Genomic DNA, 24,388 nt, shown 5'->3' with positions numbered 1-24,388 from the left:
GCGCCGGTCCGGCTCAGAAGTCGTCGGTCACGGCGCCGCGGCTGGCCGAGCCCACCGTGCGCGCGTATTTGGCAAGCACGCCGCGGGCCACCGGGGGCTCCGGGGCATGCCAGGCCGCCCGCCGACGTTCCAGTTCCTCGGAGGCAATCTCGAGATCCAGCTGGTTGTGGTCGGCATCGATCACGATCGTGTCACCTTCTTTCACCAGGGCAATCGGGCCACCCGCGGCCGCCTCGGGCGCGACATGACCCACGACCATGCCGTAGGTGCCACCGGAGAATCGCCCGTCAGTGACGAGGCCCACCGCATCTCCCAGACCGGCACCGATCAGCGCCGCGGTGGGGGCCAGCATCTCGCGCATCCCGGGCCCGCCGCGCGGACCTTCATAACGAATGACGATCACGTCCCCTTCGCGGATCGATCCGGCGAGAATCGCATCCAGGCAGGCCTCCTCGGAGTCGAAGACGCGGGCGGGTCCGCGAATACTGCGCCGCTTGAGGCCGGTCACCTTGGCCACGCCCCCCTCGGGGGCCAGACTGCCCTTGAGGATCGCCAGGTGGCCCTGTGGATAGAGCGGGTCGGCCGGGGTGCGAACCATGTCTGCGGCCTCCGCCGGCGGGGCGGCGGGCGCATCGCGAAGGGTTTCCGCCAGGGTCTCGCCGGTGATCGTCAGGCACTCCCCGTGCAGGAGGCCGGCGTCCAGCAGCAGGCGCATCACCAGCGGGGTGCCGCCGGCCTGATGGAAGGCCGTGGTCACGTAACGCCCGGAGGGCTTGAGATCGCACAGGACCGGGGTGCGGCGGCGAATCCGTTCGACATCGTCCAGATCCAGGGGCACCTCGGCGGCATGCGCGATCGCCAGCAGGTGCAGCACCGCGTTGGTGGATCCGCCCAGGGCCATGACCACCGCGAGGGCATTCTCGAAGGCCGGCCGGGTGAGGATGTCGCGCGGCTTGCGATCGGCATGGATCGCCTCCAGCAGGACCTCGCCGGAGCGCGCCGCGGACTCGCCTTTTTCCGGATCCTCGGCGGCCTGGGTCGAGGATCCCGGCAGGCTCATCCCCAGCGCCTCAAAGGCTGAGGACATGGTATTCGCGGTGTACATGCCCCCGCAGGAACCCGCGCCGGGACAGGCGTTGCGCTCCACCCCCTGCAGGTCCTCGTCGGACAGCCGACCGGCGCCGTGCTGTCCCACGGCCTCGAAGGCACTGACAATGGTCAGTTCCTGGCCCTTGTAATGGCCGGGCTTGATGGTGCCGCCATAGACGAAGATGGCCGGCACGTTGAGGCGGGCGAGCGCGATCATCGCCCCGGGCATGTTCTTGTCACATCCCCCGGTGGCCAGCACCCCGTCCATGCTCTGCCCGTTGACCACGGTTTCGATCGCGTCGGCGATCACCTCGCGCGAGACCAGCGAGTATTTCATCCCCGGTGTGCCCATGGAGATGCCGTCGGAGATGGTGATGGTGCCGAAGGTCTGGGGCATGCCGCCGGCCTGACGCACCGCTCGTTCCGCGCGTTCGGCAAGCGCGCCGATCCCCGTGTTGCAGGGGGTAATCGTACTGTGCGCGTTGGCGATCCCGACGATGGGACGCTGGAAGTCGTCGTCTCCGAACCCGACGGCGCGCAGCATGGCGCGATTGGGTGTGCGGCGTGGCCCTTCGGTGACCACGCGCGAGCGGCGGTTGTCCTGGCTCATGGTGTCCTCAGTGTGTCCGGGTCTGGTTTTCGCGACTGTAACGCCCGTTCATGAAACGGTCGAAGAACTTGCCCAGGTCCGGGTGATCGATCTGTTCGCCCGAGGTGTCGCTTTCCAGATGACGCTCGGCCACATAGGTGCTGTGGGTGTAGCCATCCACCAGCACGTGGTACCACGGCTGGTCCTTGGGCGGCCGGCTCTTCGCGACCGTCTCGTACCATTCGTCCGAGCCGTTGTAGACCGGGTCGACATCCACGATGACGCCGCGGTAATCATACTTGAGGTGATGGACGATCTCGCCCACCGAAAAACGGGTGCCGCTGGCCATGGTGCAATCTCTCTGCTCGCAGGGGTGAAAACGAAAGAATAGACCGGGCGAGCCCGGGGCGCGTCACGCCGTCTCAGGGTTCGTCCGGTTCCTGTCCGGATCCGCTCGGGGTCGCCTCCCGCCGCGGGCCGTACTGCTTGAAGGCCTCCCGCACGCGCTGCATTTCCGCGGCATCCAGCAGGGCGGGGCCACCGATGGACAGGCTCAGCACGTACTGTTGCGCCAGCAGTTCGACCTCCTCGGTGAGCCACAGCGCGCGTGCGAGGTCCGGGCCGGTGGCGATCATCCCGTGATTCGCCAGCAGACAGGCGTAGCGGTCCTCCAGTGCGGCAAGCGCATGTCGCGAGAGTTCCGGTGTCCCGAAGGTGGCATACGGGGCACAGCGGATGGAATCGCCGCCGGCGGCCGCGATCATGTAATGCAGCGGCGGGATGTCGCGCTGCTGGATCGCGACCACGCTGGCGTAGACCGAATGCACGTGCACCACTGCATGGATGTCTTCGCGTTGCTGCAGGATCGCGCGGTGGAAGTGCCATTCGCTGGAAGGCTTCTGGTGCGCCGGCCAGTGTCCGTCGGCATCCATGTACACCAGATCCTCCGGCGCCAGGTCCTCGTAGGCCACGCCGGAAGGGGTGATCAGCAGGCCGTCGCCACAGCGGACGCTGACATTGCCCGAGGTCCCCTGATTGAGTCCGCGCCGGTTGGTCTCCAGCGCCGTGTCGATCACCGCCTCGCGCAACTGTTGCTCGTTCATGCGCCTGCCTTCGTCCGGAATCGTCCCGCGCATTCTGCCTGACGGCCGCGCTCGGGGCATCCGGCCGCAAGGGTTCCGGGGAGTTCGTCCCGGACAAGCACCCGTCCGTTCGCGGCCATGGCCGCTCCCACACCTGCTCCCGCATCTGCAGGAGCCTGCTTGCAGGCGAACAGCGCCGGAGTCGCCGAAAAGGCCAGCGCGAGCGCCAGCAGCAGGATCATGGTGGTGGCCACGCGCCCGATGACCGGCCAGCGATGGAGCTGGCGTTCCGTCAGGGTCCACCAGTGGGCCAGCCGGGCCATGCCGGGCAGGGTGCGCGGGGCGCTTCGGTCGGGTTCGGGGGGCCGCGCCGCGACCCGGCCGATCCCGGGCCATCGGGATCGCTGCCACCATGCCCCGCCTGCCAGGATCCCGGCGAGCAACAGCGGCCAGACGCCGTCCCCGATGGCCGATGCAGTGAGGGCGTATTCGCGCAGGGAGGTATCCGCTAACCACCAGGGCAACAGCAGCCCCGCAACGAGGGTCAGCAACCAGGGTGTCATGCCCCTGATGCCAACGGCGGCGCCGGTCGTCGGCTTCAAGTCGGACTCCGGGGTGTCGCTGGCCGTGTGCCGCAGGAAATGCAGCATCAGCAGGGCGGTGGCGGTGCCGGTCAGCCCCGCCAGCCAGCCGGGCATTCCGTTTGTAAGGGCGGCCTTGGCCAGGGCGCCGCCGGAGAGCGGGGCGGCCGCGAGCGCGGCCCCGGCCAGCGCCAGACCGAGCAGTATCGTCCTCCGGGTGAAGCGATCCGCCGCCGTCGCCAGCAGCCCGGTCCCGAGGAACAGCGCCCCCTTGGCCAGGCCGTGATGAGCGAGCATCACCGCCAGGCCCGCCCAGACCGCCGCCGGTGGCGCTCCCGGCGACGTCCCGGCCGCGCCCATGCCGAGCAGGGCGACCACCAGGCCCATCTGACTGACGCTGGACCAGGCGAGGATGGTCTTGGGTTCGGACTGGCGCAGACCCGCGGCCACGGCATAAAAGGTGCCCGTGAGGCCCAGCGCGGTCAGGATCAGGTCGCCGTGCCCGGGGATCTCAAGACCGCCTTCCAGCAGTCGCCATGCCCCCAGGGCGCCGACCTTGATCATTACCCCGCTCAGCACCGCGCTGGCCGGCACCGGGGCCACCGCGTGGGCCCGGGGCAGCCAGGCATGCAGCCCCGGCGCGCCGAGCTTCAGGCCGAAGCCGATCGCGAACAGCAGGGCGGCGGCCGGTTCCATCTCCGCACCCAGCCCGGCGAGATCCGGCGAATGGCCAGGACCGGCGAGCATGGTGGTCCAGGCCACCGCCGTGAACAGCGCGACCTCGCCGATCAGCATCAGTCCGAGGTAGAGCCGCCCGGCCCTCAGGGCGGTCGCGGACCCGGCGTGGGTGACCAGACCGTAGGCCGCGAAGGTCATCAGCGCGAAGCCGGCATAAAAGGTGAGCAGATCCGCCGCCAGCACCAGCAGCAGGTAGCCGGCCAGGGTCAGCAGCCAGAACACGGCAAACCGCAGCGGGTGTGTCAGCGGGTGTCGATGGGCGTACGCCCCGGCGAGCAGCCACAACAGGGCGCCGGGCAACAGAAAGGCGCGGGCCGTGCCATCCAGCGCCAGACGGGCCTGATCCAGCAGCCCGGGCAGCACGATCCCGGCATCGGGGTCGGGGCCTGCCAGGGCCAGCAAGAGCGCCGGCAGGGCCGCCAGCGGCAGCAGGATGGTGGCCCGGCGACGCAGGGCGGGGAGCGCGAGCGCGGTCAGGGCCAGCCATGGCGCCAGCACGGCCAGCAGCAGTGCGAGCTGCGTGGCGTTCATCCGGCCAGCCCCCCGGCCGCAAAGGCCGAGCGCAGCGCCGTGGCGAACAGGCCGCTTGCGATCGCCGCCAGGGCCAGCAGCAGTGCGGCCCGGGGCATGGCGAGCGGAATGGGCAGCGGTGGCCCCTGCGCGGGCGCCGCGGCCGCGTCATCGCTTCCCAACCGCAACGGATCCCGCAGGATGCGCCACAGGTATCCGGCGGTGATGAACGTCCCGAGCACGATCACCGCCGCCCAGGGCCAGGCGCGCGCGGCCAGCGCCGACTCCAGCAGCCACCACTTGGCGACGAAGCCTCCGCTTGGCGGCAGACCCACCAGACTCGCCGCCGCCAGCGCGATCGCGATCCAGGCCAGCAGGCTGCCACCGGCCATCGGCGGGCCGATGCGGCGCAGATGGTCGCTGCCCCATTGCCACGCCAGGCAGCCCGCCGCCAGGAACAGGCTGCCCTTGGCCAGGCCGTGGGCCAGCAACAGCATCAGCATGCCCGCATGGGCCTGGCCGGGCAGGGCCCCGGCGGCCGCCAGCGGGAACACCAGCAGGCCGAAGCCCAGCTGCGAGACGGTCGAATACGCGATCACCATCTTCAGGTGGCGCTGGAGCATGGCCAGCACACCGCCCCAGATGACCGCCGCCGCCCCCAGCAGGCCCAGCAGCTGTGCCGGCAGCCCCGGAAGCATCCCGCCAAACGGGCCGAACCACAGACGCACCAGCAGATAGAACGCCGCGGTCACCACCACAGCGGAAAGCACCGCACTGACCGCCGCATGGGCCCGGCCATGGGCCGGGGGCAGCCAGAAGTGCAGCGGGAAGATCGCCCCCTTCAGCAACAGACCCAGAGTGATCATCACCGCGGCCGCCAGGGTGACGGGTTCCTCCGCGGCCCGGCCGGTCAGCAGGGCGATGTCCAGTGCGCCGTACTGGCCGTAGAGCAGAGCGACACCCAGAAGATACAGCGTGGAACCCAGCAGCGTTGCGAGGAAGTAGCGCCATGCCGCGGCCAGCGCCGGCCCGCCGGCGGCGGCGATCAGCGCCACCGCGGCGAGGGCCACCATCTCCAGGATCACGTAGAGATTGAACAGATCGGCAGACAGGAACAAGGCATTGAGCCCGCCCCACAGGAACAGCCACAACGGCCAGAAATAACGTCTCTGGCGACTGTCCGGCACCAGACGGCGCTCGGCAAGGCGATAGATCGCCGCGGCCAGCGCGACCATAGTGGTCAGAACAAGCAGGGTCAGGGCGAGGGCATCGATCTGCCAGCCGATTCCCAATGGCGCGGCCCAGCCCCCCAGATCCTGGCGCCAGGGGCCGGTGCGCAGGTTTTCGAGGACCAGAACGGCCAGTACCGGCAACAGCAGCAGCCCGGTCCCCAGCGTCGCCATGCGGCCCCGGCGCGGATGTGCGAACGCGACGGCCGCGGCCATCAGCGGCAGCCCCACCACCACGGCCGTGGCCAGCGTGGTGTTCACGGGTTGCGCGAGTCCCGGTCGTGGCCACTCACCGGCCCGCCACGGCGCTCCAGCAGGCGGACCATCAGCCCCAGTGCCACCGCCGTGGTCGACACCGTCACCACGATGCCCGTCAGCACCATGGCGTGGGGCACGGGGTCCAGCACCTCGGCGGCATGCGCCAGCGCCACCAGGAGCAGGAAGACCGCGGTGGTCAGGACATTCAGCGCGAGGATCTTGCGCATCAGCTGCGCACAGACGAACAGCCCGTGCAGGCCGATGATCAGCAGCGCGACGGCCAGCAGCAGATACAGGATCATGCCGGCCTCCGGGTGTCCCAGTCGGCCGGGGGTTCACCGCCCAGATACAGCGCAAACAGCAGCAGCGCGATCGACAGCCCCGCGGCCAGCTCCAGCAGCAGGATCAGCGGCCCGGCCAGCTCGACCGGGTACTCGAAGAACCCGTGACCCCCGACCATCACCGCGAAGGCCACCCCCAGCATCGCGGTCATCCCCAGCGCGAGCGCCCAGCGCCACGGGCCGTAGACATCACCCGACAGCCAGGGGCGGGCGCCGGCCAGCAGCATCAGCACGCCACCGGCGCCCATCACCGCACCTGCCGGGAAGGCACCCCCGGGCGCATGACTGCCGCGCCACAGCAGATAGGCCGAAACCAGCACGAAGGCCGGGAACAGCACGCGGCCCAGAGCGGGCAGGGCGGGCGACACCAGTTCGGGCGAAGAAGGCCAGGGAGTAGGACCCAGCGACCACAGCACGACCACGCCCAGCAGCAGAATGGCAATCTCCAGCAGGGTGTCGAAGGCGCGAAAATTGAGCAGGACCGCGGTGACCGAGTTTTCCACCCCGGAGCGCCCGAGTTCCGCGGCCACCGGTTCGCCCAGTCCCGGGGCCGGGAGCAGCCACGCCGCCCCGCCCAGACCGGCCAGCAACAACAGGCCTATCGGCAGCCAGAACGCCCGGTCGCGCCCGCGCAGACACACATCCGACGCGCGCCCCGACTCCCAGTCCAGCCGCCCCAGCGCGGACAGCAGTAGCGCACCGGTAATGCCAGCGCCGATCGCCGCCTCGGCCAGAGCGATGTCCGGCGCCTCCAGACGCACCCACGCCAGCGCCATCAGCAGCCCGAACACCATGAAACTGACCACCGCGCGGAACAGTCCAGCCGCGTGGATCGCCTGCCAGGCGGTCCACAGCAGGGCCGTGGCCAGAACCCCGTCGAATGCCAGACCCAGGGCGCCCATTCACAGCCCCCACGGGCGGATTCCACGGCGCAGGGCGGCGCGCGCGATCAGGCCCGCCCCCACCGCCGTGGCGACCAGCATCAGCAGCCACACCAGCAGCAGTTTCAGGGTCACTGCAAGACTCCCCGAATATACCCCCAGCCCCAGGCAGATCATGCCCAGGCCGATGTTGTCGGCCTTGGGCTGGGCATGCAGGCGGGTATACACATCCGGGAAACGCAGCAGCCCCAGCGTGCCCAGCAGCAGGAACAGCACACCGCCCACCGTCAGGATTCCCCCGATCACGCCCGTCAGGCTCACGGCCGGTCCCCCCCGTCGCTGGAACGGGCGCGGCCGGACCAGGCTCGGTTCACGAACGTGACCACCGCCAGCGCCGACAGCAGCGCGAACACCAGCGCCAGATCCACCAGGGCCTCGCGCTGCGTCAGCACCGCCATCAGCAGCGCGATGGCAATGGCCGAGGTCGCGAACATCTCCGCGGCCAGCATGCGGTCGGCGGCCGTTGGCCCGCGCAGCACCCGCATCAGCCCCACCACGATGTTGAGCATCAGCAGGATCACCAGGAACGGGAACAGATCAGTCATTGGGCGATTCCGGCTGAAACATGTTCATCACATGCCCCTCCAGACGCTCCAGGGTGTCCTGAGTACGGCCGGGACGGGCCAGCACGTGCAGCGTAATCGCCTGTTCCGAGATGCGCACGCACAGGGTCCCGGGCATCAGATTGACCAGATTGGCGAACATCAGGCGCGGGGTCCCCGCCGGCAGCGCCCAGGGATAATCCAGCAGGGCCGGTTCCAGCGGGCAACGCGGATGCACCGCGCGCCAGGCCACATCCAGCGCGCTGCGCAGCGAAAAGAACAGAAACACCGGCACGAAGGTGATAATCCCGCGGATACGCCAGCCACCCGTCCATCCCGGCGCGAAGGGATTGAACCACGCTGCCGCCAGGATCGCCGGCAGGCCCCACCACCAGGCGCCCGGGTCGCCTTCGGTCAGGATCCACCAGATCCCGGCGTAGGCCGCCACGCGCAGCATGCGACCCGACCAGCGCGTCCGGGCCACACCCGCGCGGTTTCCCCGCAGTTCGCCGCCGGATCCGTCCATGCTTCATCCCCGCACCACAGTCGCCAGTGCCCGACAGTTTCCCCCACCCGGGCCGCATCGTGCCAGCGGGCGGAGACCATCATGCCCTGGTGGCCCGGTCGTGGCGGGGTGGAATCGGGGTCGATATCGTGGTGCTCGGGCGGATGCAGGGCGTGGGGTTCGCGCTGCGGGACAAGACCAGCGAGTCAACCTGGAATTGACCCATTGGAACCACACCAACGCCGATACCCTTCGTCCCCGCTACGGCGGTTTTTTTGGGCTCGGAACATCGTCCGTGTCCGCGATGGCGTTGGTAACCCGCAGAGCGACCGTTGGTACACGCTCCTGTACACGACTCGCGAAGTGGTACAAATCCGGGTACACAAACGAAAAAGGCCAACCCGAAGGCTGGCCTGAGTCGTTATTTTATCTGGCTCCCCGGGACGGGCTCGAACCGCCGACCTAGTGATTAACAGTCACCCGCTCTACCGACTGAGCTACCGGGGAATTAGCCGCGTATCGTATAGCCCGATCCGGGGTCCGTCAAGCGTTTCGGGAGGCGAACTCGCGCAGGCGTTCCAGTGCCTTGTCCAGCATCTCCAGGCTGGTGGCGAAGGACACGCGCAGATGCCCCGGGGCGCCGAACGCGCTGCCCGGAACCAGGGCCACGCCGGCCTCGTCCAGCAGCCGCTCGCCCAGAGCTACGTCGCTGTCGACCCCGGCACGTTCCATCAGGCCGGTGACCCGCGGGAAGCAGTAGAAGGTACCGTCGGGCATGCGGCATTCGATGCCGTCGATGGCGTTGAGGCCGCCCACCACGTGCCGCGCGCGCTGGGCGAACGCCGAGCACATCTGGCGTACGCAGGTCTGGTCGCCGTTGAGGGCGGCTTCGGCGGCCGCCTGGGCGATGGAGGTCGGGTTGGAGGTGCTCTGCGACTGGATCTTCTTCATCGCGCCGATCAGGTCGGCCGGCCCCCCGGCGTAGCCGATGCGCCAGCCGGTCATGGCGTAGGCCTTGGACACTCCGTTGAGCACTACGCTGCGTTCGACGAGATCCGGCGCGGCATTGACGATGTTGACGAACTCGGTCTCGCCGAAGCGGATGTGTTCGTACATGTCGTCGGTGGCGATGACGATCTGCGGATGGCGCCGCAGGACCTCGGCCAGAGCCTCCAGTTCACCGCGTGAGTAGGCCGCGCCGGTGGGGTTGGAGGGGCTGTTGAGGAAGATCAGCCGGGTGCGTTCGCTGATGGCCTCTTCGAGGGCCTCGGGGCGGAGCTTGAAGCCCTGTTCCTGCGAGGCGCTCACGATGACGGGCCGTGCGCCGGCCAGCATCGCGATGTCGGGGTAGGAGACCCAGTAGGGGGCCGGCACGATCACTTCGTCACCCGGATTGAGCAGGGCCTGGCACAGGTTGAAGATGCTCTGCTTGCCGCCGGAGGAGACCAGGATTTGCCCGGGAGTGAACGTGAGCTCGTTATCACGTTCAAACTTGCGGATGATGGCGTCCTTCAGACCGGCCGTGCCGTCGACCGCGGTGTACTTGGTCTCACCGCGGGCAAGCGCATCAATCGCCGCCTGCTTGATATGCTCCGGCGTATCGAAGTCCGGCTCGCCGGCCCCCAGCCCCACGATGTCGCGGCCTTCGGCACGCAGCCGGGCGGCCAGGGCCGTCACGGCCAGGGTGGGGGAGGGCTGGATGCTCTGCACGCGGTCGGATAGCTGGATTTCCAAGGGACTGCCTCGATGTGGATGGGGTCGAGCAGGCGGAGTGGCCGGCCGGCTCGCGGCCCGAAATGATACTGAAATCAGACGCGGAGGATAAGCGGTTGGCGGAACATGAAGACGGAACGTTCCGGGTGGTGTCGAAATACCAGCCGGCGGGGGACCAGCCCCAGGCCATTCGCGAACTGACCCGGGGCATCGAGGACGGCCTGGCGCACCAGGTCCTGCTGGGTGTGACGGGTTCGGGCAAGACCTTCACCATCGCCAACGTGGTGGAGAACCTGCAGCGCCCGACGATCGTGCTGGCGCCCAACAAAACACTGGCCGCGCAGCTCTACGGCGAGTTCAAGGAGTTCTTCCCCAATAACGCGGTGGAGTATTTCGTTTCGTATTACGACTACTACCAGCCGGAGGCCTATGTCCCGTCCTCGGATACGTATATCGAGAAGGACGCGTCGATCAACGACCATATCGAGCAGATGCGCCTTTCGGCCACGCGTGCACTGCTGGAGCGGCGCGATGCGATCATCGTCGCTTCGGTCTCGGCGATCTACGGTCTGGGCGATCCGCGCAAGTATCTGTCGATGGTGCTGCACCTCAAGCGGGGCGAGCGCATCGACCAGCGCGATCTGCTGCGCCGCCTGGCGGAGCTGCAGTACACCCGCAACGATACCGAGCTGCGCCGCGCGACCTACCGGGTGCGCGGCGAGGTGATCGACATCCATCCGGCGGAATCCGAGCGGGAGGCCGTGCGCGTCGAGCTGTTCGACGACGAGATCGAGCGGCTGTCGTATTTCGACCCGCTGACCGGCGAGGTGCTGAACACGGTGCCGCGCCTGACGATCTATCCCAAGACCCACTACGTGACCCCGCGCGAGACCCTGCTGGAGGCGGTGGACCAGATCCGCGACGAGCTGAAGGAACGGCTGGACCTCCTGCGCCAGGAGAACCGCCTGGTGGAGGCGCAGCGGCTGGAGCAGCGCACCCAGTTCGATCTGGAGATGATCCTGGAGATCGGCTACTGCAACGGGATTGAAAACTACTCGCGCTATCTTTCCGGACGTGCGCCGGGCGAACCACCGCCGACGTTTTTCGACTACCTGCCGGAGGATGCGTTGCTGGTGATCGACGAATCCCACGTGTCCGTGCCGCAGGTGGGTGGGATGTTCAAGGGCGACCGTTCGCGCAAGGAGACCCTGGTGGAGTACGGCTTCCGTCTGCCGTCGGCGCTGGACAACCGCCCGCTGCGCTTCGAGGAATTCGAGAAGCTGATGCCGCAGACCATCCACGTCTCGGCCACGCCGGGGCCGTACGAGCGCGAACATGCCGGCGCCATCATCGACCAGGTGGTGCGGCCCACCGGGCTGCTGGACCCGGAACTGGAGGTGCGTCCGGTGGCTTCCCAGGTGGACGACTGCCTGTCCGAGATCCGCGACCGGGTGGAGCGCGACGAACGGACCCTGATCACCACGCTGACCAAGCGCATGGCCGAGGACCTGACCGACTACCTGTCGGAGCACGGCGTGCGGGTGCGCTACCTGCACTCGGACATCGACACGGTCGAGCGCATGGAGATCATCCGCGACCTGCGTCTGGGCGAATTCGACGTGCTGGTGGGGATCAACCTGCTGCGCGAGGGCCTGGACATGCCCGAGGTCTCGCTGGTGGCGATCTTCGACGCCGACAAGGAGGGCTTCCTGCGTTCCGACCGCTCGCTGATCCAGACGATCGGCCGCGCGGCGCGCAACGTGCGCGGCAAGGCCATCCTGTACGCGGACACCATCACCGGCTCGATGCGCCGCGCGATCGACGAGACCGAACGTCGCCGCGCCCGCCAGATCGAGCACAACGAGGCCCACGGGATCACCCCCGAGGGCATCCACAAAAGCGTGGCGGACATCCTCGAGGCCGGGCAGGCCGCGCCCGGCACCCGGCGCAAGTCCGGTGAGCGCAAGGGCGCGGACAAGAAGGTGGCCGAGGAGGCCGCCGACTACGTCGACGCGCCACAGAATGCGGCGCGCGAGATCGAGCGCCTGGAACAGGAGATGTTCCAGAAGGCGCGCGACCTGGAATTCGAGGAGGCGGCGCGTCTGCGCGACCGTATCGAGAAGCTCAAGGCGCTCGCCTTTCTGCCCGAGGCTTCGCTATCCTGACGCGCCTCTGACACCCGTCTGACAAGGGACTGCCCCCTTCATGCGCTACCAGCCCGATCCCCGTCCGCCCGGTCCGGTCATGCTCGACGTGTCCGGCCCCGAACTGAAGGCGGAAGACCGCGAACGCCTGCAGCACCCCGCGACCGGCGGGGTGATCCTGTTCGACCGCAACGTACACGGCCCGGAACAGGTCGAAGCCCTGACCGCAGACATGCGCCGCCTGCGCCCGGAACTGCTGATCGCGGTGGACCAGGAAGGAGGGCGGGTGCAGCGTCTGCGCGAGGGCTTCACCCGCTTCCCGCCGATGCGCAGTCTCGGCCACCTGCACGATCAGGTGCCGGCGCGGGCACGCGAGCTGGCGCGCGGGGCGGGCGAGCTGCTGGCGCTGGAGCTGCAGGCGGTGGGGATCGACTTCAGTTTCGCGCCGGTCCTCGACCGCGATCTCGAGATCAGCGAGGTGATTGGCGATCGGGCGTTCCATCATGATCCCGCGGTGATCGCCGATCTGGGGCTTGCGTTCGTGCGCGGCCTGACGGTGGCCGGCATGGCCTCGGTGGGCAAGCACTTTCCCGGACACGGGGCAGTGGCGGCCGACTCGCATGTCGCGGTGCCGGAGGACCCGCGCCCGCTGGCCGAGATCGAGGCCAGCGACATCGAGGCGTTCCGGCCGCTGGCCGGCCACCTTGAGGGCATGATGCCGGCCCACGTGGTGTACCTCGAGGTCGACGCCCGCCCGGCCGGATTCTCGCGCATCTGGCTGCAGGACATCCTGCGCGGCCGGATCGGTTTTCAGGGCGCGATCTTTTCCGACGACCTGGCCATGGCCGGTGCCGAACAGATGGGTTCGCCCGCGGAGCGGGCCGACGCGGCACTGGAGGCCGGCTGCGACATGATCCTGATCTGCAATCGGCCGGAGCAGGCGGACGTCATCCTCGATCACCTCGCCGACCACCGCCAGGACGCCGATACCCGGGCTCGCCTCCGGCGCATGCACGCACGCGCGGTGGCGGACGATGTGCAACATCGCACGGCATTGCAGGCCCAGTTGCACGCCTGGCTGAAGGCGGGCAGTGGCGGGGCATGCCCCCCTTCGCGACCTTGTGCCGCAAGCACCGTTGGCGCCGCGCTTCCGACCCGCCTATAATGCGCCACCGGTTCGACACTGAGCTGCTAATAATATAGTTAACCAATCCCACAATGATGGAGAATCGTCATGGCCGATAAGCTCATGATCGTCATGGTCAACACCGACCCGAACAATCCGTCCGAACTCGGCGCCCCGTTTTTCCAGGCGACCGTGGCCGCCGCCATGGAATACGACGTCGAAGTCGTGATGACCGGCCGGGCCGGTGAACTGGCCAAGAAGGGCGTGGCGGAAAACCTGTTCGTGCAGGAAGGCAGCAGCAAGAGCGTCTACGACTTCATCAAGGATGCCCACGAAGCCGGCGTCGTGATGAAGGTCTGCACCCCGACGCTGGACCTGTGGGGCAACGACCTGATCGACGAAGTGGACGAGACCGTGGGCGGTGCCTACGTGATCTCCGAGGCGATGGACGACGACACCGTCACCTTCACCTACTGAGGCGAAGCGACGGAATCCGTCGAACGACCGGCCGGCCCCTGTGCCGGCCGGTTCTGTTTCGGGGCGGGGCATTCGCCGCGCCGCCAGGCCGGGCTCACAGCCCCGGCCCCAGATGAACCCCGGGGGCCCGCATGAATCCCGAACAGGCACGAGCCACGCTGCGCGACGCCGACTGCCTCTACAGCCGCGACGCGGTGGAAACCGCCATTGACCGCCTGGCCGAACGCACCGCAAGAGAACTGGCGGACGAGAATCCGCTGGTGCTGGGCGTGATGAACGGCGGGGTCGTGCTGCTGGGCGGCCTGCTCACACGCTGGTCCTTCCCGATGCAGGTGGACTACCTGCACGCCACCCGCTATCGCGGGGCCACCCGCGGCGAAGAACAACTGCACTGGCTGTCCCTCCCGCACCAGTCCATGCAGGGACGCACCGTCGTCATCGTCGACGACATCCTCGACGGCGGCATCACCCTGGCCGGTATCCAGAGCTTCTGCCAGGAGCAGGGCGCCCGTCGCGTGGTGACCATCGTGCTGGTGGACAAGGCCAACCCCGAGCGCGACCCCTCGATCACCGTCGACCATGCCGCACTGGAAGCACCGAACCGGTATCTGTTCGGTTACGGCATGGATTATCAGGATTACCTGCGCAACGCGCCCGGCATCTTTGCCGTGGCCGATCACTGAAGGACGCGTGCCATGACCGCACCCCGACTGGCCATCATTGGCGGCACCGGACTGACCCGACTGAAGGACCTGGAGATCACCCACCGCCGGGTCATGCATACGCCGTACGGCGAACCCTCCGGACCCCTGGTGTTCGGGCGGCTGAACGGCATCGAAACGGTCTTTCTCCCGCGCCACGGGGCGCGACACACCATCCCGCCGCACCAGGTGAACTATCGCGCCAACATCTGGGCGCTGCATAACACGGGCGTGGAGACGGCGATCGCGGTGGCCGCGGTCGGCGGCATCAGCGAGTGCATGCAGCCCGGGCGACTCGCGATTCCGGACCAGATCATCGATTACACCTGGTCGCGTGCGAACACTTATTTCGAAGGTGGCCATCTCGATGAAGTGACCCACGTGGACATGACCTGGCCGTACTGTCCCGAAGTGCGCCGGAGGCTCCTGGAGGCGGCCCGTGAACTGGACCTGCAAATCTGCGAGCAGGGGACCTATGGCGCCACCCAGGGTCCGCGCCTGGAAACCGCCGCGGAGATCGATCGCATGGAGCGCGACGGCTGCGACCTGGTGGGCATGACCGGCATGCCGGAAACGGCCCTGGCGCGGGAGCTGGGCCTGAGCTATGCAGCGTGTGCGGTGATTGCCAACCGTGCCGCAGGGCGCAGCGGCGGCGAGATCACGATGGACGAAATCGGCCGTAATCTGGAAACCGGCATGGAGCAGGTCAAGCAGCTCCTGGCCCGGGTCATTGCAACCCTGAAGTGAGTGGAAGTGAGTGAAGGAGAGGCCTGCAATCCAGGGCCTTTCCAGGTCCATTACCTAATTTAACATAATATCCATTATGCGACGTCATGGATCATCTCCCATCGTCAGCGTATCCGGATATTCATCGTGCTGTTGGGTCCCTGGCTGCGTGAGCGTGTCACGTTGCCGTTCTTCTTCAGCATGATCTCGAGCACCCCGTTGCCGTGGGTCTGGACCACTCGGCAGTCGACGGAATCGCCCTTGAATTCAATGGTCAGCGGGACTTCGCCTTCGAACTCCATCTGATGCAGCTCGCCGTCTTCCATGACCGCGCACTCGATGGAATATCCGGTGCTTTCCGGACCCTGCGCACTCAGCGCGATCCGGGTATCGGTTGTTGTGCCCATGGCACTGACGCCCCCAGTTATCAGCAACGTTGCGGCCGCCAATCCGGCCTTCCACCCGCCAGCGCCTCCATTCCGCGGGACCCGTAACACCCGGCATCGATTCATGAACCACCACCCCTTGCGGGAAGGAAAAATCCGACCCCGAGAAACCGGGGCCGGACAAGTCCGTTCTTCGATCAGTTCTGGAAGACGTTGGCCATGTTACCGCCACCCGCCTGGTTGACCGTCGACACGTTGCTATGACCGACCTGCTGAACGGTCGCGTGGTTGCTGGCAATGCTGCCCCAGCCGCCCAGCGTCTGGGTCACGTAGGAGCGATGGCCCAAGCCGGTCTGCTTCACGTTGGCCCGGTCGTTGTAGCCGGTCTGTTCGATATCGGAGAAATTCTTGGTTCCGTTCTGCGACACCTTGGCCCGGTTACCCAAGCCGCTCTGGTAGGTGTCCGCACGGTTCCATTCTCCGTGCTGGGAGATGTCCGACTGATTGAAGCGCCCGGACTGCTCGACGTTGGCCTTGTTGAGGTTGCCACGCTGAGTCACTTCCGAATGGTTCTTCTGGCCGGACTGCGAGACATCGGCGCGGTTATAGTTGCCACGCTGATCCACTTCGGAAGACAGACGGTAACCGTCCTGTTCGACGTCCGCACGGTTCTTGACACCCTCCTGACGGACATCGCTGGAGTTGCGGATACCGGTCTGCTCCTGGGTGGCACGGTTGCCCCAGCCTTTCTGGAAGGCGCTGGCACTGTTCTTCATGCCTTCCTGGTCAATGTCGGACATGTTGGAATATCCGATCTGAGAAACGTCGGCATTGTTGAACATGCCCGCCTGGTCAATCGTGGAATCGTTGTTGGCCGCCATGGCGGAACCGGAAAACAGAGCGCCCATCGCGATCGCAATCATGGAATATTTGAATTTCATAACGACTACCCCCTGAGGGTTGAGTTTGGAACACGCAGTTGAGTCATCGGGTCTCCCCTCGCCGGAAGGAATCCCCTGAAGGTGGAACCGTTTCTTTCCGCCTTCACCCTGGATTCTGCACGCCCCTATAACCCCCGGGAATCAGCCGGATGGATGATTGTCGAGGTGAACTTTTTAGTACTTTCTTCATGCACCTGAATCAAAAAAGCGGACCCCCCGTAAGAGGCCCGCCCTGCTCTCGATCCAACCTTCTTTTACCCGACCCTTCTTTTACATTATGGGAACCTGGTGCGAGCGGTAAGCCTGAAACACGGGGTGCTCCATGTCCGTCGGATCATCAACATTCCACAGGCCCTTGTCCACGCCCTGAGTAATCAGATGGAGGACCGCGGACTCGATGGCCGACATCACAGCCAGCTGTACCGGCTCGTTGCGGGTATACCCGATTTCGGCGTCCAGCAATCGGCGAAAATCAATGAACCGGAAAACCCCGGCACGGATCTCCTGAGAGTAGATTGTCTTGCTGGCATTGACATTCAGGAGGACATCACCGGTGGCTACGTCCACGGCCCGCAGGTTGACCGTGACCTGATCCGACTTGAACTCACCGGACGCCCCCACACCGTAATATTCAAGACCGGCACCCCCGGTGCGCAGGTTGGAATCGTAGGCAATGATCCCGCCCTCGAACACGATTCGCGCGGCACGCAGGTTATCGAGGCTGTCTTCCTGGCCGATCCGTTCCAGATTGGCGCGAATGATGCGCCGTTCGGTCAGCAGGTTCTGCAGACCTTCGCGCTCCAGAGGCCGAAACCAGCCCGATTCGGCCAGGGCCGCACTGAGCATGGCACTACCACCCTGAGTCACCGCCGTGGAAAACGTGCTCGCCGGTGCCGGCCGGTACTGGCCGGTCTGGTCGCGGAAGTCATAGACAGCCGCGTCCACGGGAGCCGCTGGTCGGGGCAATTCCAGGAGATCGAAGTAGGTTCCGGCCCGGGGCATCAGGGTCGCCTCGGTCCCCTCCAGGTTGCCTGGCTGCGCAGCAAACGAGGCACACCCCGAGAGGATCAGGGCTGCGCCCAGCATGACGCCGATACGCGAAAGCTGTTTCATGACCATCTCCTTGTCGCTTCGTGGTCAGAACTGGCCATTGACCTGACCCAGATTCACGGTCGTCGTCTCGCCGGTGCGGCGGTCGAGGATGGTCATCACGAACCCGCCCTGGCCGGTACTGTCAATGCGGATCCTCAGGGTGGAACTTTCAATCAGGCTGGAACGCCCCTCCTCACCCTCGACGGCATCGGAAATGGCATCGTTGACCAGCGAATTACGCAGGTCCTGGAGAAAGAAATCCGTCTCGGAGAACGACCCGAAATCGGGTGCATTCGGATCGGTGTAAGTGTCCTGAGCCTGCGCCTTGTTCAGCAGGAAGCTGCCGTTCAGCGGATCGCCGCCGAAACTCGGGCTGCGGGGCTCGTAGATCAGTTGTTGAGCCTGTACGGCTCCGGCGCAGGCGAGCAGCAGACCGCCGGCGAAAATCGTCGTGACACGCATGATGGTCCTCCTCCCGGGTCAGTGCTGGATGACCTGGACTCGCGCATGCCCGCGGGCATGCTGGTGAACCTGCACCGGAGACGCGCTGCCGTTTCCGCGCTGGTCGACATGCAGATGTCCGCCGACACCGGTCTGGCGGAGAAAGGCCTGCTTGCCATAGCCGGCCTGATCCAGACCGGCCTGATGGCCGACGCCGTACTGCACAATGGTGCCCTCGTGGCTGCCCCCCAGCTGGCGTACTCGGGCGTCGTTGCCGGCCCCGGACTGCACGACGGTGGCGTGGTTGTTGCGGCCGCGCTGATCGATCATGGCCAGGGATCCCTGGCTGCCGCTCTGTGTCAGACTGCTGGCAGGGGCAAGTTCGTCCACGGCGTGGAGATCGGCCGCCATCGCCGGTGACGCGAATAACGCCGCCGCCAGGGCCAGGGGAATCAGGATACGTTCGGGCTTCATGGCACACTCCTTCTCGAAGTGAATGGACTCGGTATCGAGTGTGGTGCCATGCGGGGCGCGGGCCCATCCGCCGAAGGCATGGAGCGGCGGATGGACTTTCTCCCACTTGTTCAGCCCGCGGAAGTAGCAGGTCTTTCATACCCCCCGCCGGGGGTCAGAATTCCTCGTCGGCCAGGTCGCTGCCGTCGCGGAACAGCCGTTCGAGCTCCCGCTGCACCAGCGCAGTTTCCACCTGCTCGGCGGCGGAGTCGGCAATGTCCATGATCTCCGACGGGCGTGGCGGGAGCGTCGCCGCGAACAGCACCTCGCTGCCCCGGGTCGTCACCCAGATCTGACTACCGAAGCGTGCCGACGGTCGTTCCACGATGGTGAGATCGGTACTCTGCAAAACGCCGCTTTCCAGCCGCAGCTGAGCGAAACGACGAAAGAACGTCTTGCCCATCATGGTAATGGTGCGGTCCACCACCACCGCCCCCAGCCCGGGCTCGCCGGCCGGGCGCGGAGGGCGGGATGGAAGAATGGCTCCCTCGTTGGCCTCCGCCTCCGGCTCGCCTTCCAGGTCCGTGGGGGCATCGACCTCCACCGGGGAGGATTCCCCGGCCCCGACCGAAGCCCAGGGGACCAGGCACACAATCCCGGCCACCACCAAGCCCGCAAGAACGCCCGGCGAAGAACGGACCGGGGGAATCATGCGTGCATCGCCTGACAGGTTTCGGTCAGGTTGACCGGCGGCACACCCAGATTCTCCCTCGCCCAGGCAATCGCCTGGGTGCGGTTCCTGACTTCGATTTTTCGAAACACGTTATAAAGGTGTGATTTTACGGTATGTTCCGAGATAAAGAGCTGCTTTGAAATCTCCAGGTTGGTGGCTCCCGACCCCAGCATCAGGAGGATCTGGACCTCCCTTTGTGTCAGGCCACAAGAGGGACGGAAGACGTTGATCCGGCGACGGCGGTACGTCCGGATCAGCCGCGTCATCAGGTGCCGGGACATCCACCAGTCGGCATGCAACAGGGACTGAATGCCCTTGCAGATCAACTCCGCCCGGTCGGTTCGGTAAAAGACACCCTGCAGGTAGAGCCGATCCAGCAAATCGACGGCCTCGTTCTCGTCCCGGACGTTGAAGGCCGCCATGGTCAGATCGTCATTGTGCACCAGGGCCTGCTCCACAAAGGCGATGTCATCCATCGTCAATGCGGTTGCGTCAAACAGGATCAGGGCCGAATCCAGCAGCTGTTCGGTCCAGCGCGGAGCCCGGGGCTCCACCCCCGTAACCGGCATCCCGGTCTGCTCGGATACGTAATCGAAAAACAGTTGTGCCTGTGGCGTGATCGGGGTGATAAAAACGATGGAACGCTCGGCATCGACGTCACTCATCGCGGTCAGCTCCTTGGCCGCAGAACGGCCGCTTTTCCGGAAAACTCCTGCCCGCCACCCTGCGCCGCTCGCCCGCGGGTAGTAGAAATCTGGTAAGTCGGCGCGCGAACGGGTTACGAAGGTCATTCGAAAATTATCGAAAATGAATGAATGACTACGAAAACGTCCGCATGGTGCGGGTACAGGTCCTTTATGCGCCGCTCTTCCGGCGTGGTCAAGCCCCTGGAGTGAAAGCGTGATGCCGGTCCGCTTCAGTCGCGGGTGGCGATGTCGATGCCCTCGCCCATGACCTCCACGAGGAAGTCGATCTGCTCCTCGGTGATCACGTAGGGGGGCATGAGATAGGAGACGTTGCCCAGCGGGCGCAGCAGCGCCCCGCGGGTCAGACCGTGGCGATAGATACCGAGGCCCCGCCGCTCCTGCCACGGATACGGGGTCCGGCTGGCCTTGTCCTGCACCAGCTCGACCGCGGCGATCATGCCGTGCTGGCGCACGTCGGCCACGTGCGGGTGATCATTCAGCGGCTCCAGGCGCCGCGCAATGTGCGCGGCCAGCTCGCGATTGCGCTCCAGCACCGGTTCGGACTCGAAGATGTCCAGCGTCGCCAGCGCGGCCCGGCAGGCCAGCGGGTTCCCGGTGTAGGAATGCGAGTGCAGGAACATGTTGAGCTTTTCGTAATCGTCGTAGAACGCCTGATAGACCGTATCCGTGGTCAGCAGCGCGGCCATCGGCAGATAACCGCCGGTCAGGCCCTTCGACAGGCACAGGAAGTCGGGCGTGATCGGCCCCTGCTCGCAGGCGAACAGGGTCCCGGTACGGCCGAATCCCACCGCGATCTCGTCGGCGATCAGGTGCACGCCATGACGGTCACAGGCCTCGCACAGCAGGCGCAGGTATTCCGGGTCGAACATGCGCATGTGACCGGCGCACTGCACCAGCGGCTCGATGATGACCGCGGCGACCTCGTGGGCGTGGCGTTCCAGGGCCTGTTCCATGTGCGCGAACTGACGGCGGGCCACGTCGGCACAGTCCTCGCCCGGCTCGCGGTGGAAGCAGTCGGGCCCCGGGACATTGATCACGTCCAGCATCAGCGGCTCGTAGGTATGCCGGTACAGCGGCACGTCACTGACCGACAGTGCGCCGATGGTCTCTCCGTGATAGGCGTTGGAGACCCCGATGAAGCGGGTCTTCTGCGGCTGGCCGACATTGCGCCAGTAGTGGAAGCTCATCTTGAGCGCGGCTTCCACGCCGGCCGAGCCGTTGTCGGCCAGGAACACCCGGTCGAGCCCTGCCGGCGTGATGTCGATCAGGCGTTCACTCAGCTCCACCACCGGCTCATGGGTGCAGCCGGCCAGGATCACGTGCTCCAGCCGGTCGACCTGATCCTTGAGCGCGTCGTTGATGCGCGGATTGGCGTGGCCGAACAGGTTCACCCACCAGGAGCTGATCGCGTCGAGGTAACGGTTGCCGTCGAAGTCGTACAGCCATACGCCCTCGCCCCGCTCGATCGGCAGCAGGGGCAGCGTGCCCTCCTCCCCGTAATCCTTCATCTGGGTACAGGGATGCCACAGGGCCCGCAGGTCGCGCCGGCGTACGTCTTCGTTGCTCATAGGTCAGATCCCGTGGCCGGCCTTCATCGCCTCGAATTCGTCCTCGAAGAAGAACTTCTCCTCGCCGAAAGCCGGTTTCAGCTGATTCAGCCAGGTGGCGTTCTCGTCGTAACGGGCAAAGAACGGACGCTGCACCCAGTCCGGGTTGCGGCCCTGGATGAAGCGCAGCACGAAGACCTTCTCCCCGCGGATCTCGGTCACGCCCTGGATCTCCACCTTGCCCGGATCGGCGCTCATGGATGGCCCGCGCGCGGTGCGAGCCAGCCCCGAGACCTGCTGCATGGCCTCGCGATAGACCTCCCAGGCGCGCGCCAGGGGCACCTCGAAGTAGCGCCGCGCGCCGGTGTCGCGTTCCACGAACATGTAGTACGGGATGATCCCCAGCCGCACCTGTTCGCGCCACAGATCGGCCCAGGCCTGCGGATCGTCGTTGATGTGGCGCAGCAGCGGGCCCTGGGCGCGGATCTCGGCGCCGGTGTCACGCACCCGGCGGATCGCCTCGCGGGCGATCGGCGTGCGCAGCTCGTTGGGATGGTTGTAATGCGCCATCAGCGCCACGTGCTTGCCGCCTTCGATCAGCTGTTCCAGCAGCCGCAGCAGGTCATCGGCATCGCTTTCGGTCACGAAACGGTAGGGCCAGAAGGACAGCGCCTTGGTTCCGATGCGTACCGTCTGGACATGCTCCAGCCCGGGGTCCAGCAGGGCTTCGAGATAGCCGCGCAGGTTCCTGGTTTTCATGACCATCGGATCGCCGCCGGTCATCAGCAGATCGGAGATCGCCGGGTGCTGGCGCAAGTACTGGTGCAGCAGATCGGCATCGGTAGAAGCGATACGCAGTTCCTTGTCCCCCACGAACTGGGCCCAGCGGAAGCAGAAGGTGCAGTACGAATGGCAGGTCTGCCCCTGACTGGGGAAGAACAGCACCGTCTCGCGATACTTGTGCTGCAGGCCGTTCATGACCTCGCCGTCATCCTCGTTGGGCCGGTTCAGTTCCATCTGGCCAGCCGGATGCGGGTTCAGTTCGTCCCGCAGCTCCTTCGCCAGGGCCGCGATCTCCTTGCGCTCGGCCCCGCGGCGATGCAGCGCAGCCATCCGCTCGTAGGCTTCCGGGGACAGCATCTCCCGCTGCGGGAAGGTCAGCTGGAAAATCGGGTCGTCCGGGATATTGTCCCAGTCGATCAACTCGTCGATCACGTACTCGTTGATCCGGAATGGCAGCACGCTGGACACCACGCGCATGTCGAAACGCATGGCCTCGGGGACACGCTCGAGGGCCTCGATCCGGTCCAGATTGCGATCGTTGTAGACCTTGAAGTCACGTGGCTCGATCGAGCCCATCTCCGGGTCCCGGTAGAACTTGAGAACGGAATTCATCCGTGCCTCCTGTCGACGGTCGATGCGCCCGCTCCGCCCCTCCGGGCCGTCGCGATCGTGGGAATTACGGTTACTTCGGGACCGAGGCGGTCACACGGCGGGCCTTCGGGGCGAGGGCTGCCGCCTCGGTGGTGAGCGGCGTCAGGGAAACAGCGACGCGTACGTTATCAAGCACCTTGCGGGCGGACAAGAGATTTCGCGTGACTCTCAGGTTACCACCCCTGCGGCAGTGTGGGTTACCCTCGCCGAACCTGAAAGGAGGGCGTCATGCACCCGGAATTCCCCCATGAGGACATCATCCACCTCAACCATGCCGCGGTCGGACCGTGGCCCCGGCGCACCGCCGAAGCGGTCGAGGCCTTCGCCCGCGAGAACCTGCATCACGGCTCGCGGGGTTATGGACGCTGGCTGGAAACCATCAGCGCCACTCGGGAGCTGGCGCGGCAACTGATCGGTGCCCCCGAAGCGGAAGACGTGGCCTTCGTGAAGAACACCTCGGAGGCGCTGTCCATGGTGGCCTTCGGTCTGCCCTGGCGATCGGGGCAGAACATCGTGATTCCCGAGGGGGAGTTTCCCTCCAACCGCGTGGTATGGCACGCCGCTGCCGAACGTTACGACCTCGAAGTCCGGGAGGTCGCCATCGGCGAGGAGCCCGAGCTGGATCTGCTAAGGGCCTGCGACCATGCCACGGCCCTGGTGTCCGCGAGTGCGGTGCGCTATGACTCGGGCCTGCGCATGGACGTGCAGTTCCTCGGTAACGAGCTGCACGGGCGCGGCATTATGTTCTGCGTGGACGCCATCCAGCATCTGGGCGCCCTGCCCTTTGACGCGCCGGGATGCCGTGCCGATTTCGTGATGGCCGACGCGCACAAGTGGATGCTCGCGCCGGAGGGCACCGGTCTGTTCTACGTCAATCCCGAGGTCCGTGATCGCCTGGAGCTGAACGAATACGGCTGGCACATGCTCGAGCACGCCGGGGACTTCGACAATCCCGCGCTGACGCCCTCGCCCGGCGCCCGGCGTTTCGAGCCCGGCAGCCCCAACATGCTGGGCATCCAGGCGCTCCACGGCAGTCTGTCGCTGTTGCTGGAAACCGGCATGGACCGGGTGGACGAAGAGATCCGGGAGCACTGGCTGCATCTCGAGGATCGCCTGCGCGGGCTGGGCTGCGAAATCCTCAGTGCCCGCCACCGCCGCGCCGGCATCCTGACCTTCCGGCCCTCCGCGGGGCTGCTGGGGGACACCCCCCTGGAGACCGTTTACCACCGGCTGCAGGCGGATGGCATCCTGTGCGCCATGCGCGGCGGCGGGATCCGTTTCTCCCCGCATTTCTACCACGAGACCGCGGACCTGGACCGCGCGGTGGAGGGACTGCGCGAGGCCCTGCCGGTCCGGTAAGGC

At 66.4% G+C, this 24,388-nt stretch carries 26 protein-coding genes and 1 tRNA gene; 6 read left to right on the top strand and 21 right to left on the bottom strand.

Features of this window, described 5'->3' with window-relative positions; translation table 11 throughout:
- Positions 1–13 precede the first annotated feature (13 nt).
- The 12 genes from ilvD to F573_RS0107510 all read right to left on the bottom strand — a co-directional run bounded on the left by ilvD (position 14) and on the right by F573_RS0107510 (position 10,139).
- Entirely contained in the window at positions 14–1,699 is a 1,686-nt protein-coding gene (ilvD, locus tag F573_RS0107570; RefSeq protein WP_019022071.1) for a dihydroxy-acid dehydratase, read from the bottom strand.
- A gap of 7 nt (positions 1,700–1,706) precedes the next feature.
- The gene (gene hspQ, locus F573_RS0107565; protein WP_018869428.1) at positions 1,707–2,027 is read right to left on the bottom strand and encodes a heat shock protein HspQ; all 321 of its coding nucleotides are present in this window, start codon (positions 2,025–2,027) and stop codon (positions 1,707–1,709) included.
- A 73-nt stretch (positions 2,028–2,100) separates the two neighbouring features.
- Entirely contained in the window at positions 2,101–2,781 is a 681-nt protein-coding gene (locus tag F573_RS0107560) for a class II aldolase/adducin family protein (RefSeq protein WP_019589991.1), read from the bottom strand.
- Complete coding sequence (locus F573_RS0107555) at positions 2,778–4,610, bottom strand: complex I subunit 5 family protein (RefSeq protein WP_019022069.1); 1,833 nt, start codon at positions 4,608–4,610, stop codon at positions 2,778–2,780. Before F573_RS0107555 ends, F573_RS0107560 begins: the two co-directional genes overlap by 4 nt.
- Positions 4,607–6,079, bottom strand: a complete 1,473-nt coding sequence (locus F573_RS0107550) for a complex I subunit 5 family protein (RefSeq protein ID WP_019022068.1) — start codon at positions 6,077–6,079, stop codon at positions 4,607–4,609. Before F573_RS0107550 ends, F573_RS0107555 begins: the two co-directional genes overlap by 4 nt.
- Positions 6,076–6,378, bottom strand: a complete 303-nt coding sequence (locus F573_RS0107545; protein WP_019022067.1) for an NADH-quinone oxidoreductase subunit K — start codon at positions 6,376–6,378, stop codon at positions 6,076–6,078. The genes F573_RS0107550 and F573_RS0107545 overlap by 4 nt, the downstream gene beginning before the upstream one ends.
- Positions 6,375–7,319, bottom strand: coding sequence for a hydrogenase subunit MbhD domain-containing protein (locus F573_RS0107540; RefSeq protein ID WP_019022066.1), 945 nt, complete (start codon positions 7,317–7,319; stop codon positions 6,375–6,377). Before F573_RS0107540 ends, F573_RS0107545 begins: the two co-directional genes overlap by 4 nt.
- Positions 7,320–7,619, bottom strand: a complete 300-nt coding sequence (mnhG, locus tag F573_RS0107535; protein ID WP_019022065.1) for a monovalent cation/H(+) antiporter subunit G — start codon at positions 7,617–7,619, stop codon at positions 7,320–7,322. It lies immediately after the preceding gene.
- Positions 7,616–7,903, bottom strand: coding sequence for a monovalent cation/H+ antiporter complex subunit F (locus tag F573_RS0107530; RefSeq protein WP_019022064.1), 288 nt, complete (start codon positions 7,901–7,903; stop codon positions 7,616–7,618). The genes mnhG and F573_RS0107530 overlap by 4 nt, the downstream gene beginning before the upstream one ends.
- Positions 7,896–8,426 (bottom strand): Na+/H+ antiporter subunit E, encoded by a 531-nt coding sequence (locus F573_RS0107525; RefSeq protein ID WP_019022063.1) that lies wholly within the window; start codon positions 8,424–8,426, stop codon positions 7,896–7,898. The genes F573_RS0107530 and F573_RS0107525 overlap by 8 nt, the downstream gene beginning before the upstream one ends.
- Positions 8,427–8,836: 410 nt before the next feature.
- Positions 8,837–8,912: transfer RNA gene (locus tag F573_RS0107515), tRNA-Asn, on the bottom strand.
- A gap of 36 nt (positions 8,913–8,948) precedes the next feature.
- Entirely contained in the window at positions 8,949–10,139 is a 1,191-nt protein-coding gene (locus F573_RS0107510) for a pyridoxal phosphate-dependent aminotransferase (RefSeq protein ID WP_019022061.1), read from the bottom strand.
- A 62-nt stretch (positions 10,140–10,201) separates the two neighbouring features.
- On the opposite strand from F573_RS0107510, the gene uvrB reads away from it, so the two are divergent.
- The 5 genes from uvrB (at position 10,202) to F573_RS0107485 (ending at position 15,313) form a co-directional block, all read left to right on the top strand.
- Positions 10,202–12,283, top strand: coding sequence for an excinuclease ABC subunit UvrB (uvrB, locus tag F573_RS0107505; protein ID WP_051075377.1), 2,082 nt, complete (start codon positions 10,202–10,204; stop codon positions 12,281–12,283).
- Between the two features lie 40 nt (positions 12,284–12,323).
- Positions 12,324–13,427 (top strand): beta-N-acetylhexosaminidase, encoded by a 1,104-nt coding sequence (nagZ, locus tag F573_RS0107500; RefSeq protein WP_019022059.1) that lies wholly within the window; start codon positions 12,324–12,326, stop codon positions 13,425–13,427.
- 69 nt (positions 13,428–13,496) lie between these two features.
- Positions 13,497–13,865, top strand: coding sequence for a DsrE/DsrF/DrsH-like family protein (locus F573_RS0107495; RefSeq protein ID WP_018869416.1), 369 nt, complete (start codon positions 13,497–13,499; stop codon positions 13,863–13,865).
- Positions 13,866–13,996: 131 nt separating this feature from the next.
- On the top strand, positions 13,997–14,548 hold the full coding sequence (locus F573_RS0107490) for a hypoxanthine-guanine phosphoribosyltransferase (protein WP_018869415.1): 552 nt from the start codon (positions 13,997–13,999) through the stop codon (positions 14,546–14,548).
- A 12-nt stretch (positions 14,549–14,560) separates the two neighbouring features.
- Positions 14,561–15,313 carry an S-methyl-5'-thioinosine phosphorylase gene (locus F573_RS0107485; RefSeq protein ID WP_019022058.1) on the top strand — a complete coding sequence of 251 codons (753 nt, stop codon included), beginning with the start codon at positions 14,561–14,563 and terminating at the stop codon, positions 15,311–15,313.
- A 104-nt stretch (positions 15,314–15,417) separates the two neighbouring features.
- Here the strand turns inward: F573_RS0107485 and F573_RS0107480 are convergent, their stop codons facing one another.
- From F573_RS0107480 to F573_RS0107440, 9 genes are all read right to left on the bottom strand, one after another.
- On the bottom strand, positions 15,418–15,699 hold the full coding sequence (locus tag F573_RS0107480) for a hypothetical protein (protein WP_019022057.1): 282 nt from the start codon (positions 15,697–15,699) through the stop codon (positions 15,418–15,420).
- A 176-nt stretch (positions 15,700–15,875) separates the two neighbouring features.
- The gene (locus tag F573_RS0107475; RefSeq protein WP_231384398.1) at positions 15,876–16,601 is read right to left on the bottom strand and encodes a hypothetical protein; all 726 of its coding nucleotides are present in this window, start codon (positions 16,599–16,601) and stop codon (positions 15,876–15,878) included.
- Positions 16,602–16,889: 288 nt separating this feature from the next.
- Positions 16,890–17,732: a CsgG/HfaB family protein gene (locus F573_RS0107470; RefSeq protein ID WP_018869411.1), complete on the bottom strand. Its 843-nt coding sequence runs from the start codon at positions 17,730–17,732 to the stop codon at positions 16,890–16,892.
- 24 nt (positions 17,733–17,756) lie between these two features.
- The gene (locus F573_RS0107465) at positions 17,757–18,173 is read right to left on the bottom strand and encodes a curli assembly protein CsgF (RefSeq protein ID WP_018869410.1); all 417 of its coding nucleotides are present in this window, start codon (positions 18,171–18,173) and stop codon (positions 17,757–17,759) included.
- An 18-nt stretch (positions 18,174–18,191) separates the two neighbouring features.
- Positions 18,192–18,626, bottom strand: a complete 435-nt coding sequence (locus tag F573_RS0107460) for a hypothetical protein (RefSeq protein WP_018869409.1) — start codon at positions 18,624–18,626, stop codon at positions 18,192–18,194.
- Between the two features lie 154 nt (positions 18,627–18,780).
- Positions 18,781–19,317, bottom strand: a complete 537-nt coding sequence (locus F573_RS0107455; RefSeq protein ID WP_019022055.1) for a CsgE family curli-type amyloid fiber assembly protein — start codon at positions 19,315–19,317, stop codon at positions 18,781–18,783.
- Entirely contained in the window at positions 19,314–20,003 is a 690-nt protein-coding gene (locus F573_RS0107450) for a LuxR C-terminal-related transcriptional regulator (protein WP_019022054.1), read from the bottom strand. The genes F573_RS0107455 and F573_RS0107450 overlap by 4 nt, the downstream gene beginning before the upstream one ends.
- Positions 20,004–20,254: 251 nt before the next feature.
- Positions 20,255–21,613 (bottom strand): adenosylmethionine--8-amino-7-oxononanoate transaminase, encoded by a 1,359-nt coding sequence (locus tag F573_RS0107445; protein WP_019022053.1) that lies wholly within the window; start codon positions 21,611–21,613, stop codon positions 20,255–20,257.
- A 3-nt stretch (positions 21,614–21,616) separates the two neighbouring features.
- Entirely contained in the window at positions 21,617–22,987 is a 1,371-nt protein-coding gene (locus tag F573_RS0107440) for a KamA family radical SAM protein (protein ID WP_019022052.1), read from the bottom strand.
- Between the two features lie 267 nt (positions 22,988–23,254).
- On the opposite strand from F573_RS0107440, the gene F573_RS0107435 reads away from it, so the two are divergent.
- A complete protein-coding gene (locus F573_RS0107435) occupies positions 23,255–24,385 on the top strand; it encodes an aminotransferase class V-fold PLP-dependent enzyme (RefSeq protein WP_019022051.1) in 1,131 nt (376 codons plus the stop codon).
- Positions 24,386–24,388: the final 3 nt, after the last annotated feature.

Source organism: Thioalkalivibrio sp. ALE23 (assembly GCF_000378545.1).
Lineage (GTDB): Bacteria > Pseudomonadota > Gammaproteobacteria > Ectothiorhodospirales > Ectothiorhodospiraceae > Thioalkalivibrio.
Note: the sequence above shows the minus strand (reverse complement) of the source record. Positions and strands in the feature narration are given on the sequence as shown.

What these genes read in the sequence shown, in the direction of transcription:
- ilvD (WP_019022071.1), bottom strand. Translation starts at nt 1,699, where the DNA reads ATGAGCCAGGACAACCGCCGCTCGCGCGTGGTCACCGAAGGGCCACGC.
- hspQ (WP_018869428.1), bottom strand. Translation starts at nt 2,027, where the DNA reads ATGGCCAGCGGCACCCGTTTTTCGGTGGGCGAGATCGTCCATCACCTC.
- F573_RS0107560 (WP_019589991.1), bottom strand. Translation starts at nt 2,781, where the DNA reads ATGAACGAGCAACAGTTGCGCGAGGCGGTGATCGACACGGCGCTGGAG.
- F573_RS0107555 (WP_019022069.1), bottom strand. Translation starts at nt 4,610, where the DNA reads ATGAACGCCACGCAGCTCGCACTGCTGCTGGCCGTGCTGGCGCCATGG.
- F573_RS0107545 (WP_019022067.1), bottom strand. Translation starts at nt 6,378, where the DNA reads ATGATCCTGTATCTGCTGCTGGCCGTCGCGCTGCTGATCATCGGCCTG.
- F573_RS0107540 (WP_019022066.1), bottom strand. Translation starts at nt 7,319, where the DNA reads ATGGGCGCCCTGGGTCTGGCATTCGACGGGGTTCTGGCCACGGCCCTG.
- F573_RS0107530 (WP_019022064.1), bottom strand. Translation starts at nt 7,903, where the DNA reads ATGACTGATCTGTTCCCGTTCCTGGTGATCCTGCTGATGCTCAACATC.
- F573_RS0107525 (WP_019022063.1), bottom strand. Translation starts at nt 8,426, where the DNA reads ATGGACGGATCCGGCGGCGAACTGCGGGGAAACCGCGCGGGTGTGGCC.
- uvrB (WP_051075377.1), top strand. Translation starts at nt 10,202, where the DNA reads ATGATACTGAAATCAGACGCGGAGGATAAGCGGTTGGCGGAACATGAA.
- nagZ (WP_019022059.1), top strand. Translation starts at nt 12,324, where the DNA reads ATGCGCTACCAGCCCGATCCCCGTCCGCCCGGTCCGGTCATGCTCGAC.
- F573_RS0107495 (WP_018869416.1), top strand. Translation starts at nt 13,497, where the DNA reads ATGGCCGATAAGCTCATGATCGTCATGGTCAACACCGACCCGAACAAT.
- F573_RS0107490 (WP_018869415.1), top strand. Translation starts at nt 13,997, where the DNA reads ATGAATCCCGAACAGGCACGAGCCACGCTGCGCGACGCCGACTGCCTC.
- F573_RS0107485 (WP_019022058.1), top strand. Translation starts at nt 14,561, where the DNA reads ATGACCGCACCCCGACTGGCCATCATTGGCGGCACCGGACTGACCCGA.
- F573_RS0107480 (WP_019022057.1), bottom strand. Translation starts at nt 15,699, where the DNA reads ATGGGCACAACAACCGATACCCGGATCGCGCTGAGTGCGCAGGGTCCG.
- F573_RS0107475 (WP_231384398.1), bottom strand. Translation starts at nt 16,601, where the DNA reads ATGATTGCGATCGCGATGGGCGCTCTGTTTTCCGGTTCCGCCATGGCG.
- F573_RS0107470 (WP_018869411.1), bottom strand. Translation starts at nt 17,732, where the DNA reads ATGAAACAGCTTTCGCGTATCGGCGTCATGCTGGGCGCAGCCCTGATC.
- F573_RS0107465 (WP_018869410.1), bottom strand. Translation starts at nt 18,173, where the DNA reads ATGCGTGTCACGACGATTTTCGCCGGCGGTCTGCTGCTCGCCTGCGCC.
- F573_RS0107460 (WP_018869409.1), bottom strand. Translation starts at nt 18,626, where the DNA reads ATGAAGCCCGAACGTATCCTGATTCCCCTGGCCCTGGCGGCGGCGTTA.
- F573_RS0107455 (WP_019022055.1), bottom strand. Translation starts at nt 19,317, where the DNA reads ATGATTCCCCCGGTCCGTTCTTCGCCGGGCGTTCTTGCGGGCTTGGTG.
- F573_RS0107450 (WP_019022054.1), bottom strand. Translation starts at nt 20,003, where the DNA reads ATGAGTGACGTCGATGCCGAGCGTTCCATCGTTTTTATCACCCCGATC.
- F573_RS0107445 (WP_019022053.1), bottom strand. Translation starts at nt 21,613, where the DNA reads ATGAGCAACGAAGACGTACGCCGGCGCGACCTGCGGGCCCTGTGGCAT.
- F573_RS0107440 (WP_019022052.1), bottom strand. Translation starts at nt 22,987, where the DNA reads ATGAATTCCGTTCTCAAGTTCTACCGGGACCCGGAGATGGGCTCGATC.
- F573_RS0107435 (WP_019022051.1), top strand. Translation starts at nt 23,255, where the DNA reads ATGCACCCGGAATTCCCCCATGAGGACATCATCCACCTCAACCATGCC.